The sequence below is a fragment of the Streptomyces sp. NPDC107538 genome, assembly GCF_055657445.1.
Genome location: NZ_JBVKAY010000004.1, coordinates 845,093 through 861,917, shown reverse-complemented (window position 1 = coordinate 861,917; position 16,825 = coordinate 845,093). Strand labels below are relative to the sequence as shown.

The following is a 16,825-nucleotide window of genomic DNA, read 5'->3' as shown; positions in this document are numbered from 1 at the left end:
TCAGTCACCGGCGAGGGCCATTGAGACCGAACCACCTGTCCCCCAGGGAGCCGTACATGCATCTCACACCCTCCGGTCTCGCCGTGCCCGGTCCCAGCCGCCGCAGCCTGCTGCGCGGCATAGGCGGCGCGGCAGCGCTCGGCGCCGGCATCCCCCTGCTGAGCGCCTGCGGGGGCAGCGGCACGGCCGCCGACCCGAAGTCCGTCACCCTCGGTTCGAAGGCGTCCGACCCGGTTCCGAAGAAGGCGTTCGCCGAGATCTACGCGGCGTACAAGAAGAAGTCCGGCATCACGGTCGACGTGAACACCAAGGACTCCAACACCTTCCAGGAGCAGATCAACTCCTACCTGCAGGGCACGCCGGACGACGTGTTCACCTGGTTCGCGGGCTACCGGATGCAGTTCTTCGCGGCCAAGGGCCTGGCCTCGCCGATCGACGACGTGTGGAAGACCATCAGCGGCAACTTCCCCGAGGCGATGCAGAAGCTCAGCAAGGGTGAGGACGGCAAGTACTACTTCGTGCCGCTGTACACGTACCCCTGGGCGCTCTTCTACCGCAAGAGCGTCTTCGCGGAGAAGGGCTACGAGGTCCCCACCACGTGGGACCAGCTGATCGCCCTGTGCAAGCAGATGAAGAAGGACGGGCTCACCCCGATCGCCTTCGGTGACAAGGACGCCTGGCCCGCGCTCGGCACCTTCGACCAGATCAACTTCCGCAAGAACGGCTACGACTTCCACGTCGAGCTGATGGCGGGCAAGGCGTCCTGGACCGACGCCAAGGTGAAGTCCGCGTTCGACCTGTGGGCCGAGCTGCTCCCGTACCACCAGGAGGGCGCCGTCGGCCGCACCTGGCAGGACGCCGCGCAGACCCTGGTGTCGAAGAAGGCCGGCATGTACCTGCTGGGCACCTTCGTGGCGCAGCAGTTCACCAACAAGGACGACCTCGACGACCTCGACTTCTTCGCCTTCCCGGAGATCGACCCGGCGTACGGCCAGGACACCGTCGAGGCGCCCACCGACGGCTTCATGATGAGCAAGAGCCCCAAGAACAAGGCCGAGGCCGTCAAGCTCCTGGAGTTCCTGGGCACCACCGAGGCCGAGGACATCTACCTCAAGGCCGACCCGAGCGTCGTGCACGCCGCCTCCGGCGCCGACACCTCGTCGTACACGCCGCTGCAGAAGAAGGCGTACGACATGATCGCGGGCGCCAAGAGCCTCACCCAGTTCATGGACCGCGACAGCCGTCCGGACTTCACCTCCACGGTGATGCAGCCCTCGCTGCAGAAGTTCATCCGGGACCCCAAGGGCATCGACAGCCTGCTCTCGTCGATCGAGCGCCAGAAGAAGACGATCTTCGCCTCCTCATGACCAAGACCGACACCACTCCCGAGAAGTCGGGCAACCCGGAGGCGGCCGTGCCGCCTCCGGGCTCTGCCCATGTCCCCGCCAAGAAGCCCGCGACGGGCCACAAGCGCCTGCTGACCAAGCGCGACCGGCTGACCCTCGGTGTGATGGCGGGCCTGCCGACGATCCTGCACGTCCTGCTGGTCTGGGTGACGGCCCTGGCCTCGATCCTTCTCGCCTTCACCACCTGGGACGGCATCGGTTTCGACTCCATCAAGTGGGTCGGGCTGGAGAACTTCAAGGAACTGTTCGAGAACAATCCGCAGTTCTGGCCGGCCGTCCAGCACAACGTCATCTGGTTCGTCGTCCTGATCCTGATCCCGACGCCCATGGGCCTGTTCCTGGCCGTGCAGCTGGACAAGAAGATCCGGTTCAGCCGGGTCTACCAGACGGCGTTCTTCCTGCCCGTCGTGCTCTCCATGGCCGTCATCGGCTTCGTCTGGCAGCTCGTCTACAACCCGGACACCGGCCTGATCAACAGCCTGATCGGCGCCAACGAGCCCGGCAAGTACATCGACTGGATCGGTGACCCGGACCTCAACCTCTGGGCCATCCTGATCGCCGCGTCCTGGCGCCACACCGGCTACATGATGATCCTCTACCTGGCCGGCCTGAAGGGCGTCGACCCCTCGCTGCGGGAGGCCTCCTCGCTCGACGGCGCCAACGAGTGGCAGACCTTCAAGAACGTCATCTTCCCCACCTTGCGCCCCACCAACACGGTCGTCCTGGTCGTCACCATCATCGAGGCGCTGCGCGCCTTCGACCTCGTCTTCGTCTTCAACGGCGGAGCCCAGGGCACCGAGCTGCTGTCGATCCTCGTGACCAGCAACATCATCGGTGAGTCCAGCCGGATCGGATACGGGTCGGCGATCGCGGTCGTCCTCCTGCTGATCTCGCTCGTCGTGATCATCCCGTACCTGATCAGCACCTTCCGGAAGGAGCGCCGCGCATGAGCGCCTCCGCCCCCACCGTCACCAAGGGCGTCGTGACGGACCCCGCGACGGGCCTGCACAACAAGCGCACGCCCGTGCGGCCCGCCCGGATCCTGCTGCACGTGTTCCTGGCCGGCACCGCGCTGGCCTGGCTCGCCCCGCTGCTCTGGGCCATCTACGCAGCCCTGCGGCCGTACTCGGAGACATCCGAGAAGGGCTATGTCTCCTGGCCCGACACACTGACCTTCGACAACTTCACCAACGCGTTCACGCAGTCCGACATGACGCACTACTTCATGAACACGCTGATCATCGCCGTCCCCGCGGTGCTGCTCACGCTGTTCCTGTCGTCGATGGTCGCCTTCTACGTCAGCCGCTTCGACTTCCGCGTCAACCTGTTCCTGCTGCTGCTGTTCACCGCGGGCAACCTGCTCCCGCAGCAGGTCATCATCACCCCGCTGTACCGCCTCTACCTCCTCATCGACCTGCCCGGCATCACGATGAGCGGCAAGCTGTACGACTCCGCGCTCGGCCTGGTCCTCATCCACATCGCCTTCCAGTCCGGGTTCTGCGCCTTCGTGCTCAGCAACTACATGCGCTCCCTGCCGCACGAACTGACCGAGGCCGCGCTCGTCGACGGCGCCTCGGTGTGGCGGATGTACTGGCAGATCGTGCTCCCGCTGTGCAAGCCCGCGATGGCCGCCCTGGCCACGTTGCTGTCCATCTGGATCTACAACGACTTCTTCTGGGCGCTCGTCCTGATCTCCACCGGCGAGAACATGCCGATCACCTCGGCGCTGAACAACCTCTCCGGCCAGTTCTTCACCGACAACAACCTCGTCGCCGCCGGAGCCCTCCTCACCGCGATCCCCACCCTGATCGTCTACTTCCTGCTCCAGCGGCAGTTCGTGGGCGGTCTGACCCTGGGCGCGAACAAGGGCTGACAGCAGACGTCGTACAGGTTCGGCGCCGGGTCCGAGCGGGCCCGGCGTCACCCGTTCCCGCACCTTCCGAGAGAGAACCACCGTGCCCCACCCCTTCACCCCGGTCACCTCCGTGCCCGTGGACCCGCACACCGCCCGGGTCCACGAGGAGGGCTGGCAGTCCTGGAGCCCCAGCGGCTCCTACGCCCTCGGCGACGCCCCGTACCGCCCGACCAACGACAACTGGGCGACCGTCTGCTACCGCCCCGGCCGCACCGTGCCCGCCGACACCTTCCAGGGCGAGGGCCTGCTCGCACTCGACCCGGGCGACGGCACCCCCGTACGGCTGTGGGCGGCGCCCGAGCCGACCGCCGAGGTGCCCTCGATCCGCCTCGTCGTCCGCGACGGCCAGGCGGAGGTGAGCGCCGACGGCCCCGTGAAGGAGTGGACCGGCACGGACATCCAGTCGGTCCTCGCCGACTGGGCCGACGCCCTCGGTCTCGCGGCCCCCGGCCCGGCACCCACCGTCTGGTGCTCCTGGTACGAGTACTTCACCTCCGTCACCGAGGACGACATCCACGAGAACCTCCGGGCGATGGACACCCTCGACCTGCCCATCGACGTCGTCCAGATCGACGACGGCTACCAGAAGGCCCTGGGCGACTGGCTCACCCTCTCCGGCCGCTTCCGTTCCCGCGAGGGCATCGCGGAGGCCATCCGGGCGCGGGGTCGCCGCGCCGGCATCTGGACGGCCCCCTTCCTGGTCGACCCGGCGAGCACCCTGGCCGCCGAGCACCCCGAGTGGCTGGTCCGCGACGAGGACGGCGGCCTCACCCACGCCGGCCGCAACTGGGGCCACGACCTGTACGTCCTCGACACCACCCACCCCGGGGCGGCGGCGTACCTCACCGAGGTCTTCACCACCCTGCGCGCCGAGGGCTACGACTACTTCAAGGTCGACTTCCTCTACGCGGGCGCCCTGGACGGCGTACGCCACGCCGACGTGGACGCGCTCACCGCGTACCGCTCCGGGATCGAACTGATCCGCGCCGCGATCGGCCCCGACGCCTACCTCCTGGGCTGCGGCGCGCCGATCCTGCCCTCGATCGGCCTGTTCGACGCCATGCGGGTCAGCCCCGACACGGCCCCGCACCGGCGCCCCGAGGCGGACGACTACAGCCAGCCCGGCCAGGACCCCGCCGAGTTCACCGGCGCCGGCCGCCAGTGGCAGCACGGCCGCCTCTGGGTGAACGACCCCGACTGCCTGATGGCCCGCCCGGCCGTGGAGACCCGTGAGCGCTGGGCGGCGCACGTCGAGGCCACGGGCGGCCTGATGGCCTCCAGCGACCGGCTGCTCTCGCTGGACCCCTGGGGCGTGGACACGACCCGCCGACTGCTGACCAAGGGCCTGGAGGCCGCCGAATGAAGCGTGAACTGAACGTACCCGGCCTCGCCTACGGCGGCGACTACAACCCCGAGCAGTGGCCCGAGGAGGTCTGGGCCGAGGACGCACGCCTCATGCGCGAGGCGGGCGTGAACATGGTGAGCGTCAACATCTTCGCGTGGGCGCTCCTCGAACCCCGCGAGGGCGAGTACGACTTCACCCGCCTCGACAAGATCCTCGCCCTGCTCCACGAGAACGGCATCGCCGCCGACCTGGCGACCCCGACCGCCGCCCCGCCGGCCTGGTTCTTCGTCAAGCACCCGGAAGCGCTGCCGGTCGACAAGGACGGCCGCACCCTCTCGTACGGCAGCCGGCAGACCTTCTGCCCGTCGAGCCCCGCCTACCGCGAGGCGGCCCTGCGGATCGCCCGCGTGCTCGGCGAGCGGTACGCCGACCACCCGGCCGTCGTCATGTGGCACGTCCACAACGAGTACGGCTGCCACAACGGCGAGTGCCACTGCGACACCAGCGCGGCGGCGTTCCGGGTCTGGCTGCGCGAGAAGTACGACGACGACCTGGCGGCGCTCAACCACGCCTGGGGCACGACGTTCTGGAGCCAGTGGTACTACGACTGGGACGAGATCATCCCGCCCCGCCCGACCGGCGCGGTCCCCAACCCGACCCACCAGCTGGACTGGCGCCGCTTCTGCAGCGACGCGCTGCTGTCGCTGTGCAAGGCGGAGCGCGAGGTGCTGCTGGAGGCCGCCCCCGGCACCCCCGCCACCACCAACTTCATGGTGATGTACAACTTCGACAAGCTCGACTACTGGCGCTGGGCACCGGAGTTGGACATCGTCTCCAACGACCACTACCTCCAGTCGACGGACCCCGAGTCCGAGATCGACATCGCGCTCAGCGGCGACCTGGTGCGCTCGCTCGCGGGCGGCAGCCCGTGGCTGCTGATGGAGCACTCCACGGGTGCGGTGAACTGGCAGCCGGTCAACCGGGCCAAGACGGCGGGGGAGTTGCGCCGCAACGCGCTCTCCCATGTGGCCCGGGGCGCCGACGGCATCGCGTACTTCCAGTGGCGGGCCGCCAAGGCGGGCGCCGAGCAGTGGCACTCGGCGATGCTGCCGCACGCGGGCACGGACAGCCAGATCTGGCGTGACGTGGTGCGGCTGGGCGCGGATCTCGGGTCGTTGGCGGAGGTGCGCGGCAGCACGGGCGTCGCCGAGGTCGCGATCGTCTGGGACTGGAGCGCCTGGTGGGCGGTCGAACTCCCGTCCCAGCCGAGCGAGGAACTCCGCTTCCAGGACCTGGTCCGCGCCTGGTACGAGCCGCTGTGGCGCTCCGGCGTGGCCGTGGACTTCGTCCGCCCCGACGCGGACCTCTCCTCCTACAAGCTGGTCCTGGCCCCCACTCTCTACCTGGTGGACGACGCGGGCGCGGCCAACCTGACCGGCTTCGCGGCGGCCGGCGGCACCCTCGCCGTCGGCTTCCACAGCGGCGCTGTGGACGAGAACTGCCATGTCCGGCTGGGCGGTTACCCGGGCGCGTTCCGCGAGGCGCTGGGCGTCCGCACGGACGAGCTGTTCCCGCTGCTGCCGGGGGAGTCGCTGGAGCTGAGCGAGGGCGGTACGGCTTCCCTCTGGTCGGAGCGGGTCGCCCTGGCGGGCGCGGAGGCGGTCACGTCGTACGCCTCGGGCCCCCTGACCGGCGTCCCCGCGGTCACCCGCGCCACCCACGGCTCGGGCACGGCCTGGTACCTGGCCACCCGCCCGGACCCGACGACCCTGGCCTCCCTCCTCGACCGCATCCGCACCGAGGCAGGCGTCGAGCCGATCCGCACGACCCCCGCCGGAGTAGAGGCGATGCTGCGCCGGGGCCCGGACGCGGACTACCTCTTCCTGATCAACCACGGGAAGTCGGCGGCGGAGATCGAGGTCGCCGCCGGGGCGACCGAATTGCTGACCGGCAAGGAGACCACCACTGGCGACGGCCCGGCGACCGTGCTGGTGGAGGCGGGGGGCGTGGCGGTGGTGCGCGAGCCGCGCTGACCGACGGCGTCCGGATTCTGCGCCGGATGACGCCAGGTGATCCAGGGGTGAAGGCACGGCCTGGTCGTGCCTTCACCCCTATTCCTACTCCTTTGATAATCTACTGCCATGAGTGAGACCTCGTACAGCATCGGAGAAGGTCCCGCGACCCGGGTCAGTCTCTCGCTGCCGGAAGGCACGGCGGAGGCGATCCGCCATCGGGTCGGCAAGCGGGAGTTCTCCGCATTCATCACCGAGGCCGTGGAGCGTGAACTGCGCGGCCGGATCCTCGACGAGTACCTGGCCGACTACGAGCAGCGGAAGGGGGCGATCGCCCCCGAGGAGCAGGAGCGTGCGCGCCGGGTCTTCGACGAGGTGTTCGCCGAGGAGGGGCAGTGGCCCGCCGCAAGCTGAGCCACGAGGGCACGCTCGTCCTGGACTGCGAGGGCCTGTCCAAGCTTGTCGACGATCGCGAGCGGGTCGTCGCCCTGGTCGCGGAAGCGCGCAAGCGGGGGATGGAAGTGGTCGTCAGCGCGCTCACGATCATCGAGGCGGTCCACCGGCGCACGGACAAGGCGCGGCTCGCGTGGATTCTGTCCGGGGTGCGGATCGTGCCGGTCGGGGACGAGGAGGCCAAGGCCGCGTCGGCCCTGCTGATGAACGCCGGTCTGCACGGCCACAAGTACGCCATCGACGCCGCCGTGGCCGAGATGGCACTGCGGCAGCAGCGTCCGGTGGTCGTGCTCACGTCGGACGTGGACGACATGGCCAAGCTCTGCGGGGACCGGGTGCGGCCGGTGGCCGTATAGGGCGGCGTTCGGAACCGGTGGCGTCCCGCAGTGACTTGTAGCATCGAAGCACCGTGGCGCGAGGGGGAAGAGTGATCGAACTGTCCGACATGATCCGGGAACTGAGGCAGCAGCTGAGCAGTGCGCTCGCGGACGGAGCCGACGAGATGATCCGGTTCGAGGTCGGCCCCGTCGAGATCGAGGCGACCGTCGCGGTCAGCCGAGAAGCCGGCGCGGACGCCAAGGTTCGGTTGTGGGTCGTCGACGCGGGGGCGAACGGCAAGTACGCGCATGCGCATACCCAGCGGATCACCGTCACCCTGACACCCAAGGCCCGCACGGCGGACGGTGGTTCCCCCCAGTCGGTGCTGATCGCGGGCGGCGAGGTTGACGGCGAACGCTGACCGGGGCGGCCTGAGTCCTGAGCAGGTCGCCGAGATCATCGTCAGGTTGCCGAACGGTGGCCGTGGGCGCCGAGGCTCGGGGTATCTCGTCGCACCCGGCAAGGTGCTGACCGCCGCGCACGTCGTGGAGGACGCCAGGAACGTCCGGGTGCGCTTCGAGGCCGACCGGTTGGGGGAGCGGACTGTCGATGCGGTCGTGACGTGGCGGCATGGGGGCGTGGACGTCGCCGTACTCACCCTTCCCCTGCTGCTGGACAGCGACCCGGACCCGACCCCCGTCTCCTACGGCCGTGTCGGGGAGCGCGACACCGTACTGCGCTGCACGGCTCTCGGCTTTCCCCGCTTCAAACTCCGTACGGACGACGACGGTTCACGCTTCCGGGACGCCGAGCACGCGCACGCGACCTGCGCCGTCCTGTCCAACCGGCGCGAAGGCACCCTCGACCTGTGCGTCACCCCGCCCCCGGCCGACGATCCGGCTCCCGAGCGGGATCCCTGGGAGGGCATGTCGGGTGCGGTGGTCTTCGCCGGCCGTCGACTGGTCGGTGTGGTGACCGGACACCACCGGTCCGACGGGCCCGGACGGATCGCGGCGAGCCGGGTCGACCGCTGGGCGGAGAAGCTGTCGTCGACCGAACTGGCTCTCTTGGAAAAGGAGTTGGGCAGCGGACTACGGCCCGCTGAGCTGCCGGACGCCGTACCGGCCAACGCGCTCGACCTCATCCAGGAGGTCTACCGGGCACAGCTCTCCGACATCGCCCCCGAAGAGCTGACCGACAGGCGCTCCGAACTCCGTGACCTCGTCGAGTTCTGCGGCGGCCCCACTCGGTACCGCTGGCTCCAGGGGCCGCCCTGGGCCGGCAAGACGGCCCTCGCGTCCTGGTTCGCCCTGCACCCGCCCCGTGGTGTCGTCCCGGTCTGGTTCTTCATCACCGCGCGCTACGCCGGCCAGTCGGACGGCGCCGCCTACACCGGATCCCTCATCGAGCAGCTCGCCGCGATCGCCGGCCGCGACCCCATCCGTCACAACTCGCCGTCCGCCCGCGACGGCGAGCGCAGACTCCTGCTGCGCGATGCCGCGGCGCGCGTCGCCCAGGACGGCGGCACCCTCCTCCTCGTCGTGGACGGTCTCGACGAGGACCAGTCCCGTGAGTCCGGTGGCAGCGGCACGAGCATCGCCGCACTCCTTCCCGAGCGGCTCCCACCGAACGTCCGCGTGCTGGTGACCAGCCGCCCGAGCCCCGGCATTCCGTCGGACGTCAAGGGCAGCCATCCGCTGCGCGCATGCCCGGTGGTCGAACTCGCCACCGTGGAAGCGGCCCGGCACACCGAGTACGAGGCCAAGTACGACCTCCAACGGGCGCTCGGCGGAGACCGGTTGGAGCGTGACCTGGTCGGTCTGCTGACCGCCGCGCGTGGCACGCTCACGGACGACGACCTGCGTGAACTCACGGGGGAGCCGCACCTCGCACTGCACCACACGCTCGCCAGTGTCTTCGGCCGCATTCTGCGCCTGCGCGGTGGTGGCGACAGTGCCGGTGGCGGCGACGTGACGATGTACCTGACCAACCGCGGTTACCTCTTCGCCCACGAGGCCCTGCTCGCCGCGGCACAACACGAGTTGGGGCCGGACCTGGACGCGTACCGGGAGCGGCTGCACGCCTGGGCGGAGACGTACCAGCGGCGGGGCTGGCCGCAGGACACTCCGCTGTACCTGCTCCAGCCGTACGGCCGTCTGGTCACGCTCCTTCGAGACGCACGCCGCGCGGCCGCCCTCGCCACGGACCCCCGGCGCCGCGAACGCCTGCGTGAGGCGACCGGCAGCGACGCGGCCTGCCTCGCGGAGATCGCGGCGGCCCGGGAGACCGTACGACGGGTCACGCCCGACGACCTGGGGGCGTCGGCGGTGCTCGCGGTGGTGGCGGACTTGGTGGCCCGGCGTAACAAGTCCCTGCACCCGGACATCCCGGCCGTCCACGCCCGCCTCGGCCGGGTCCGTCAGGCCATCGGACTCGCCCGAAGCGTCTACCGGCCCATGGACCGGGTTCGGGCGCTGGCCGGAGTGGCCCGTGTCCTGGCCGAGTCGGGCGACCGGCGGGCCGTGAAGCTGGCGGAAGAGGCGGTTCGGCTGGCGGAGGGGGCGTCGCACAGATGGATGGTGGGCCTGGAAGCGCACACCGTGGCCGCGCAGGGCACGCTGGCCTTCGCTCTGGCGCGGGCGGGCCGCCGGGACGAAGCGGTGCGTGGCCTCCGAGAACTTCCGAGGCCGCACGCCGAACCAGCGGTGTGGGCTTGGACCGAGGCGCTGGTCACGGTCGCCGGGACGCTGGGGGACCCTGAGAGCGCGACCGTCCTGCTCAGGCAGGCGGAGGAGGCGACCGGATGGTTCGGCACCGCGCTTCATCGGGCTCGCGCCATGGCACGGATCGCCGAGGCGTACTCCGTCCACGGCTTCCCCGAGGACGCAGCGCGGCTACGCGAGTCGGTGCTCGCGTCGGCCCGGACGAGCGGGAAGGGCTCCGAAAGCCCAGCGGCGATCGCCGCGTACGCCCTGCGCGACACCTGTCCCGCCGAGGCGAAGGCACTGGCCGAGTCAGCGTTGGACGAACCGGACCCGGGCGGACGGCCGGGCCATGCGGCAGGGCACGAGGCTGTCCTGGCCCTGGTGACCATGGACCGGACGGGGGAGGCCCAGCACCTCGCGGAGAACTGTGCCTATCGGACCGGACAGCTTGAACTCTCGGACGTATGGTCGGCGGTCGCCGAGGGGTGGGCTCGCCGGGGTGCGGTCGCGGAGGCATGGGCCGCTCTCGAAACCCGGCGGAACCACCTCATCGACCTCGCGACCGGCCGAGGAGCCGTCACCCGGGTCGTCGACCTGCTCACGGCTGCCGGTACGGCCACACAGGTGGAGGCCCTGCTGCGCGACAGAGCCGACGCCGTACCCGTGGGTCTGTCCGGGACGGACCTCGGTGCAGCGCTCGCCGCACTCGCCGGACACTTCGCCGCCGACGACCCGCAGCGGTCACTGGCACTGCTCCACAAGGCGGAGCACGGGCACGCGCCCCCGTCCGAGCCGGATTGGCTCTTCCGGCCCGAACGCCTTGCCGCGCTGGCCGGAGCGCTGGCCACCGCAGGCTCTCCCGATGCCGCGGAACGACTCCTTCTGGCGATCGACGACCCCGGGGTCCGAGCGTCGGGCTGCGCGGCTGTCTCGCTGGCCCTGGCAGGCCGAGACGCCGGCCAAGCGCTGAGGCTCGCGGGAGAGGCCGTACGACTCGGCCGCACGATCAGCGACGCGAACGTGTTCCCCGAGCCGTTCACGGCCCTGGTCCAGGCATTGGCGTGGGCCGGTGCGGGACGACAGGCCGTGGAGGTCCTCGCCGACTTCACGGAGGCAGCGCAGACGTTCCTGTTCGACCCCGATCGTGCCCGGGTCGAGGCGGCCGCCGGTCTGTGGCCGTACGACCCCGATCTCGCGGGTCGGCTGGCGGACGAGGTGCTGTTCCGCTTGCGGGACGGAGACATACCACGCGCCGCACGCCTCCTGGCCGTCGTCAAGCCCCATGACGCGGAGCGCGCGGCCCGCATCGAGCGGTTCATGACCGAGGCAGCCCCCGAGCAACCACCGCCTTCGGATGTCGGATACGGCGGCGAGATGCTGCTCAGCCTGCTGACGGCCACCACCGATCCGGTCGCGGCCAAGGACCGCTTAGACGAGTTGGTCGCAGCGTCCCTCCTCTCGGAGCCGCCCTTCTCCCGGTCGACGGGCGGAGCGGCGCTCGCCTACGCGGCGCTCGGCGACCACGAAAAAGCCTCGTCGACCGCCCGACGCGCGGACGAGGGAGCGCGGAGCACGGACACGTTCGCCCAACTCGCCGCTTACGCCGCGTGCTTGCCCGCGGACCGGGTACCGGTCCCGCTCTACGACAACTTCTTCGACATCACCCTGCTCGCCCGCCGCCTGGTCACTGTCCTCCTGCCCTCTCCGTCCGGCCCTGACCTCCCCCGCGCTCGCGCCCTCCTGGGGGAAGCCCTCAAGTCCGACGGCTGGCACCACACGATGCCGGTCCTCGCCGCCGTCGACCCCGCCGCCGTCCTCCGCGTACGGGACATCGTCTTCGCGCACATGGGGCTCGGCGAACCCCCTGAACAGGCTTCATAGGACGCGTTCGCGCGGGTCACTCCCAGTCGTACAGCGACAGCCGCAGGCCGCCGGCGAGGTACCCGCGGAGCGCGTCCGCGTCGCCCTCCACGAAGTCCTCGGGGAGGGAATCGGTGCTGGTCCAGCGGGCCTGGGCGTGTTTGTGCGGTTCGCGGTTCTCCAGCTCGCCGGTCCATTCGTGGGTGGCGAAGGCGACGGTGAGGAAGCCGTCGGGCGCATCGACGCCCCGGGCCGCGTGGACGAGGTGGACGACCTCCAGCGCCTCCGGTTTCACGGTCAGCCCGGTCTCCTCGTACAGCTCGCGCACGGCGGTCGCGGTGATGGGCTCCCCGGGTTCGTTCTTCCCGACCGGCAGGTGCCACCTCCCCCGGGCGAACTTGGCGTTCTCGCCCCGCTGGAGGAGGACGACCCGGCCCGCGGCGCGGTCGTGGACGATGACGGCGGCGACCAGCAAAGTCATATGACCTGTCCTTTCCTAGGCCGCTAGCATGCCGCGTATGGAGTGCTTCGCTTCCTGGCGTACGCGCCACTGAGGACCGGCCCACCGGCACGTCCCACGTGATCGGTGGGTCAGTCGTGCCCCGCCCCCTCAGTCACGAAGCCACCGAGAGGCCCACTCCATGCTCATCCGCACGTTCGTCCAGGACGACCTGGCACGACTCACCGAACTCACCATCGACACGTTCCGGCCCTTCTTCGAGGACTCCGTCGGCACACTGCTCGACGGCCTCGTCCTCGCCACCCTGCACGCCGACTGGCGCGAGGACTACCGCACGCAACTCCCCACGCTGCACGACCCGGCCGCACACCAGTACGTCGCGGTCGCCGAGTCCGCCGAGGGCGTCCTCGCCGGCTATGTCGCCTGGCGGGCCGACCCCGCCCGCCGGCACGGTGAGATCACCCTGCTCGCCGTGGGCCGGGCGCACCGCGGCGACCGTACGGGCACCGCCCTGTGCGAGCACGCCTTCGCCGACCTGCGCGCACGCGGCACGGAACTCGTCGAGATCGGCACCGGCGGCGACGCCTTCCACGCCCCCGCCCGCGCCCTGTACGAGAGCCTCGGCTGCGTCCCGTTCCCGACGGTGTACTACTACCGGCGTCTCTGACCCCCGCGTCCGGGGCGCGGCGCCTCCCCTATGCGCGCCGCGCCCCGGACCCCCGCTCCCCCGTTCCCCAGGGGGCTCCCCCGAGCCCCCGGCCCTACGCCCCCGCCGCTCTCACGCCGACGTGGTCACCAGCGGCGGCAACGCCCCCGTCTTCGCCGCCTGCCCGTACCAGTACGCGCTCGACTTCGGCGTACGGGTGAGGGTCGCGTAGTCGACGTACACGGCACCGAACCGCTTGCCGTAGCCGTACGCCCACTCGAAGTTGTCCATCAGGGACCACAGGTAGTAGCCGCGGACGTCCGCCCCCTCGGCGATCGCGCGCCGGACCGCGCGGAGGTGGCCGTGCAGGTAGGCGATGCGCTCGGGGTCGTGGACCCGGCCGTCCGCGTCCATCTTGTCGTCGTACGCGGCCCCGTTCTCGGTGATGTACAGCGGCAGCCCCGGCGCCTCCTCGCGCGCGTACCGCATGATCAGCTCGTGCAGGCCCGTCGGGTCGATGGTCCAGCCCATCTCCGTACGCTCGCCCGGGGTCTGGTGGAACAGGACGTCGTCGGCGGCGGGCCACGGCGAGTGCTCGCTCGCCCCGTGGCCGTCCGCCCGGGGGCCCTTCAGGTCGGCGTCCGCCGCGCCCACCAGCGTCGGGGTGTAGTAGTTCAACCCCAGCGCGTCCAGCGGCTGGTTGGCCGTCGCCAGGTCGCCGTCCAGCACGAACGACCAGTCCGTCAGCGACGAGGTCGCGGCCAACAGGGTCTCCGGGTACGCCCCGTGGAGCATCGGCCCGTGGAAGACACCGTTCGCCAGGTCGTCGATCCGCCGGGCCGCCGCCACGTCCTCGGGCGAGTTCGTGACCGGCCGGACCACCGACGAGTTGAGGCTCACCGCGATCGAGTTGCGGGCCGGCATCGCAGAGCGGAGCGCCGAGACCCCCAGCCCGTGCGCCACGTTCAGATGGTGGGCCGCGCGCAGCGACGCCACCGGGTCCGTACGGCCCGGCGCGTGCACCCCGGAGCCGTAGCCCAGGAACGCCGTGCACCACGGCTCGTTGAGGGTGATCCACTGCTCGACCCGGTCGCCCAGCGCCTCGCCCACGATCCGCGCGTACTCGGCGAAGCGGTGCACGATGTCCCGCTCGGGCCAGCCGCCCGCGTCCTCCAGCTCCTGCGGCAGGTCCCAGTGGTAGAGGGTGACGGCCGGCTTGATGCCCTTCTCCAGCAGCTCGTCGACCAGCCGCCGGTAGAAGTCCAGCCCGCGCTGGATCGCCGGGCCCCGGCCCGTCGGCTGCACCCGCGACCAGGAGATCGAGAAGCGGTACGAGGTGAGGCCCAGGTCCGCCATCATCGCCACGTCGTCGCGGTAGCGGTGGTAGTGGTCGACAGCGATGTCACCGGTCTCACCACCGGCGGTCTTGCCCGGGGTGTGGCTGAAGGTGTCCCAGATGGAGGGCGTACGGCCGTCCTCGCGCACCGCTCCCTCGATCTGGTACGCGGAGGTGGCCGCGCCCCAGAGGAAGGCGGGCGGAAAGGTCACCGGGGTGACCGGGTTCACGGGTTCAGGCATGGAAGCGCTCCCATAGGTGGTCGGGTAGACCGACGGAGGTGGGTGGGGGGAGTGGAACAGGCGGGAGGAACGGGCCGAGGCGGCGATGATCCGGCCCGTGGTGGAACCGCGAGGTGGTCGAGGGGCGACGGTGGGCTGATCCCGGACGGTCAGCCGGTCGTCGGCCGGGCAACCGGTGAGCCGGTCACCCCTTCACCGCGCCCTGCATGATGCCCCCCACGATCTGCTTGCCGAAGATCGCGAAGACCAGCAGCAGCGGCAGCGTGCTGAGCAGCGCGCCCGCCATGATGAGGGCCTGGTCGGGGGTGTAACCGCGGCCCAGACCGGCGACCGCGACCTGCACGGTGGGATTGCCCAGCTGGGTCAGGACGAGGAACGGCCACAGGAAGTCGTTCCAGGTCTGGACGAACATCAGCATGCCCAGCACGGCCATCGCGGGCCGCGCGGCCGGGAACACCACATGCCAGATCACGCGCCAGCTGCTCGCGCCGTCGACGCGGGCCGCCTCGATGATCTCGTCCGGCAGGGCCTGGAGCAGGTACTGCCGCATGAAGAACACACCGAACGCGCTGACCAGCGACGGCAGGATCACCGCCTGCAACTGGTCGGTCCAGTCGAGCTTGGCGACCATCATGTACAGCGGGATCACCTGGAGCTGCGGCGGCACCATCATCGTGCCGATCACGATCAGCATCAGAGCGCCCCGGCCCCTGAACCGCAGCTTGGCGAAGGCGAACCCGGCGATGGTCGACAGGACCACGATGGTCACCGAGGAGACGCCCGCCACGAGTGTCGTGTTGAGGAACGCCTCGCCCAGATTCGCGTCGCTCCAGGCCACTTCGAGTTTGTCGAAGAGGTTCGCGCCGAACCAGAACGGCGGCGGGGTGTCCGCCAGCCGCGCGTTGTCCCGGGAGGCGGCGACCGCCGTCCAGAACAACGGGAAGACCGACACGAGGGTGAACACGATGAGGATGACGTAGGCGACGGGTCCCGCGTGATGCTGCCCGCCCGCACGCGCCGCCTTGGGGCCACGCCTGCGCCCGCCGTTCTTCGGCGGCTCCGGCACGGCGTCGGCCGGGGGTTTGGTCATGGTCGTCGTCACGGCCGGTCTCCTAACTACTGGCGCGCAGCCGGCGCGAGATGACGTAGTTGATGATTCCGACCACGATGAGGATCAGGAACATCGTCCAGGCGATGGCGGAGGCCCGGCCCAGGTGCTGGTTCACCCAGCCCTGCTCGTACAGGTAGAGGCCGAGCGTCTGGAACTGGTGCTGGGAACCGCCGGACGCGCCCTTGTTGGCGTCGAACAGCAGGGGCTCGGCGAAGAGCTGCGAGGCACCGATGGTCGACACGACGACGGTGAAGAGGATCGTCGGGCGCAGCGACGGCAGCGTCACATGGAGGAACTGCTTCCAGCGGCTGGCGCCGTCGAGGGCAGCCGACTCGTAGAGGTCCTGCGGGATCGCCTGCATCGCGGCCAGGTAGATCAGCGCGTTGTAGCCGGTCCAGCGCCAGATGACGATGGTCGACACGGCGATCTTCGAGTACCACTCGCCGTTCTGCCAGTCGATGTGGTCGAAGCCGAGCAGCCCCAGGAACCAGTTGATCATTCCGTAGTCGCGGCCGAAGAGCAGCACGAAGACCAGGGTGGCGGCGGCGATGGACGTGGCGTACGGGGCCAGCATCACGACCCGGTAGAAGGTCGAGGCGCGGAGCTTGTAATTGAGGATGTGCGCGATGCCCAGCGCCATCAGCAACTGCGGAACGGTCGAGATGACCCCGATGATCAGCGTGTTCTGCGCCGCGTTCCAGAAGAACTCGTCGTCGAAGATCCGGGTGAAGTTGCGCAGCCCCACCCAGCTCATGTCGGTCGGGGCGGTCAGCTCCACCGCGTGCAGCGAGGCCCAGCCGGTGTAGAGCAGCGGGAACAGGCCGAACGCGACGAACAGCAGGAAGAAGGGGGAGACGAACGCGTACGGGCTCCAGCGCACGTCCCGCTGCCAGCGGCGGGACAGCCGGGCCCGGCGTCGTTCCTCGGCCGGGGAGTCCACGGCTCGGCGGGCCGGGGCCGCGCCCCCCTCCTTGGGGGGCGCGGCGGTGTCGTGCCGTGTTGGCATACCGGTCATT

14 protein-coding genes are annotated in these 16,825 nt (G+C 70.3%); 10 read left to right on the top strand and 4 right to left on the bottom strand.

The window, feature by feature from the left end; all coding sequences use genetic code 11:
• Nucleotides 1–56: 56 nt before the first annotated feature.
• The 9 genes from ACZ7MG_RS18240 to ACZ7MG_RS18200 all read left to right on the top strand — a co-directional run bounded on the left by ACZ7MG_RS18240 (nt 57) and on the right by ACZ7MG_RS18200 (nt 12,035).
• Nucleotides 57–1,367 (top strand): ABC transporter substrate-binding protein, encoded by a 1,311-nt coding sequence (locus ACZ7MG_RS18240; RefSeq protein WP_471379568.1) that lies wholly within the window; start codon nt 57–59, stop codon nt 1,365–1,367.
• A complete protein-coding gene (locus ACZ7MG_RS18235; RefSeq protein WP_086756276.1) occupies nt 1,364–2,356 on the top strand; it encodes a carbohydrate ABC transporter permease in 993 nt (330 codons plus the stop codon). Before ACZ7MG_RS18240 ends, ACZ7MG_RS18235 begins: the two co-directional genes overlap by 4 nt.
• Nucleotides 2,353–3,279: a carbohydrate ABC transporter permease gene (locus tag ACZ7MG_RS18230; RefSeq protein ID WP_471379572.1), complete on the top strand. Its 927-nt coding sequence runs from the start codon at nt 2,353–2,355 to the stop codon at nt 3,277–3,279. The genes ACZ7MG_RS18235 and ACZ7MG_RS18230 overlap by 4 nt, the downstream gene beginning before the upstream one ends.
• A gap of 82 nt (nt 3,280–3,361) precedes the next feature.
• Nucleotides 3,362–4,684 (top strand): glycoside hydrolase family 36 protein, encoded by a 1,323-nt coding sequence (locus ACZ7MG_RS18225; RefSeq protein ID WP_471379574.1) that lies wholly within the window; start codon nt 3,362–3,364, stop codon nt 4,682–4,684.
• Entirely contained in the window at nt 4,681–6,699 is a 2,019-nt protein-coding gene (locus ACZ7MG_RS18220) for a beta-galactosidase (RefSeq protein ID WP_471379577.1), read from the top strand. The genes ACZ7MG_RS18225 and ACZ7MG_RS18220 overlap by 4 nt, the downstream gene beginning before the upstream one ends.
• Nucleotides 6,700–6,807: 108 nt before the next feature.
• On the top strand, nt 6,808–7,092 hold the full coding sequence (locus ACZ7MG_RS18215) for a hypothetical protein (RefSeq protein WP_471379579.1): 285 nt from the start codon (nt 6,808–6,810) through the stop codon (nt 7,090–7,092).
• Complete coding sequence (locus ACZ7MG_RS18210) at nt 7,074–7,487, top strand: DNA-binding protein (RefSeq protein WP_471379582.1); 414 nt, start codon at nt 7,074–7,076, stop codon at nt 7,485–7,487. Before ACZ7MG_RS18215 ends, ACZ7MG_RS18210 begins: the two co-directional genes overlap by 19 nt.
• Nucleotides 7,488–7,558: 71 nt before the next feature.
• Complete coding sequence (locus tag ACZ7MG_RS18205; RefSeq protein ID WP_471379584.1) at nt 7,559–7,870, top strand: trypco2 family protein; 312 nt, start codon at nt 7,559–7,561, stop codon at nt 7,868–7,870.
• Complete coding sequence (locus ACZ7MG_RS18200; protein WP_471379587.1) at nt 7,854–12,035, top strand: trypsin-like peptidase domain-containing protein; 4,182 nt, start codon at nt 7,854–7,856, stop codon at nt 12,033–12,035. Before ACZ7MG_RS18205 ends, ACZ7MG_RS18200 begins: the two co-directional genes overlap by 17 nt.
• A gap of 16 nt (nt 12,036–12,051) precedes the next feature.
• Here ACZ7MG_RS18200 and ACZ7MG_RS18195 read toward each other — a convergent pair whose 3' ends face one another.
• Nucleotides 12,052–12,495 carry an NUDIX domain-containing protein gene (locus ACZ7MG_RS18195; protein WP_471379590.1) on the bottom strand — a complete coding sequence of 148 codons (444 nt, stop codon included), beginning with the start codon at nt 12,493–12,495 and terminating at the stop codon, nt 12,052–12,054.
• Nucleotides 12,496–12,655: 160 nt separating this feature from the next.
• On the opposite strand from ACZ7MG_RS18195, the gene ACZ7MG_RS18190 reads away from it, so the two are divergent.
• A complete protein-coding gene (locus ACZ7MG_RS18190; protein WP_471379593.1) occupies nt 12,656–13,141 on the top strand; it encodes a GNAT family N-acetyltransferase in 486 nt (161 codons plus the stop codon).
• Between the two features lie 111 nt (nt 13,142–13,252).
• Here the strand turns inward: ACZ7MG_RS18190 and ACZ7MG_RS18185 are convergent, their stop codons facing one another.
• The 3 genes from ACZ7MG_RS18185 to ACZ7MG_RS18175 form a co-directional block, all read right to left on the bottom strand.
• The gene (locus ACZ7MG_RS18185; RefSeq protein ID WP_471379596.1) at nt 13,253–14,698 is read right to left on the bottom strand and encodes a GH1 family beta-glucosidase; all 1,446 of its coding nucleotides are present in this window, start codon (nt 14,696–14,698) and stop codon (nt 13,253–13,255) included.
• Nucleotides 14,699–14,882: 184 nt separating this feature from the next.
• Nucleotides 14,883–15,800 carry a carbohydrate ABC transporter permease gene (locus ACZ7MG_RS18180; RefSeq protein WP_471379599.1) on the bottom strand — a complete coding sequence of 306 codons (918 nt, stop codon included), beginning with the start codon at nt 15,798–15,800 and terminating at the stop codon, nt 14,883–14,885.
• A gap of 10 nt (nt 15,801–15,810) precedes the next feature.
• Nucleotides 15,811–16,815: a carbohydrate ABC transporter permease gene (locus ACZ7MG_RS18175; RefSeq protein ID WP_471379601.1), complete on the bottom strand. Its 1,005-nt coding sequence runs from the start codon at nt 16,813–16,815 to the stop codon at nt 15,811–15,813.
• Nucleotides 16,816–16,825 lie beyond the last annotated feature (10 nt).

What these genes read in the sequence shown, in the direction of transcription:
- ACZ7MG_RS18215 (WP_471379579.1), top strand. Translation starts at nt 6,808, where the DNA reads ATGAGTGAGACCTCGTACAGCATCGGAGAAGGTCCCGCGACCCGGGTC.
- ACZ7MG_RS18240 (WP_471379568.1), top strand. Translation starts at nt 57, where the DNA reads ATGCATCTCACACCCTCCGGTCTCGCCGTGCCCGGTCCCAGCCGCCGC.
- ACZ7MG_RS18175 (WP_471379601.1), bottom strand. Translation starts at nt 16,815, where the DNA reads ATGCCAACACGGCACGACACCGCCGCGCCCCCCAAGGAGGGGGGCGCG.
- ACZ7MG_RS18235 (WP_086756276.1), top strand. Translation starts at nt 1,364, where the DNA reads ATGACCAAGACCGACACCACTCCCGAGAAGTCGGGCAACCCGGAGGCG.
- ACZ7MG_RS18230 (WP_471379572.1), top strand. Translation starts at nt 2,353, where the DNA reads ATGAGCGCCTCCGCCCCCACCGTCACCAAGGGCGTCGTGACGGACCCC.
- ACZ7MG_RS18195 (WP_471379590.1), bottom strand. Translation starts at nt 12,495, where the DNA reads ATGACTTTGCTGGTCGCCGCCGTCATCGTCCACGACCGCGCCGCGGGC.
- ACZ7MG_RS18220 (WP_471379577.1), top strand. Translation starts at nt 4,681, where the DNA reads ATGAAGCGTGAACTGAACGTACCCGGCCTCGCCTACGGCGGCGACTAC.
- ACZ7MG_RS18185 (WP_471379596.1), bottom strand. Translation starts at nt 14,698, where the DNA reads ATGCCTGAACCCGTGAACCCGGTCACCCCGGTGACCTTTCCGCCCGCC.
- ACZ7MG_RS18190 (WP_471379593.1), top strand. Translation starts at nt 12,656, where the DNA reads ATGCTCATCCGCACGTTCGTCCAGGACGACCTGGCACGACTCACCGAA.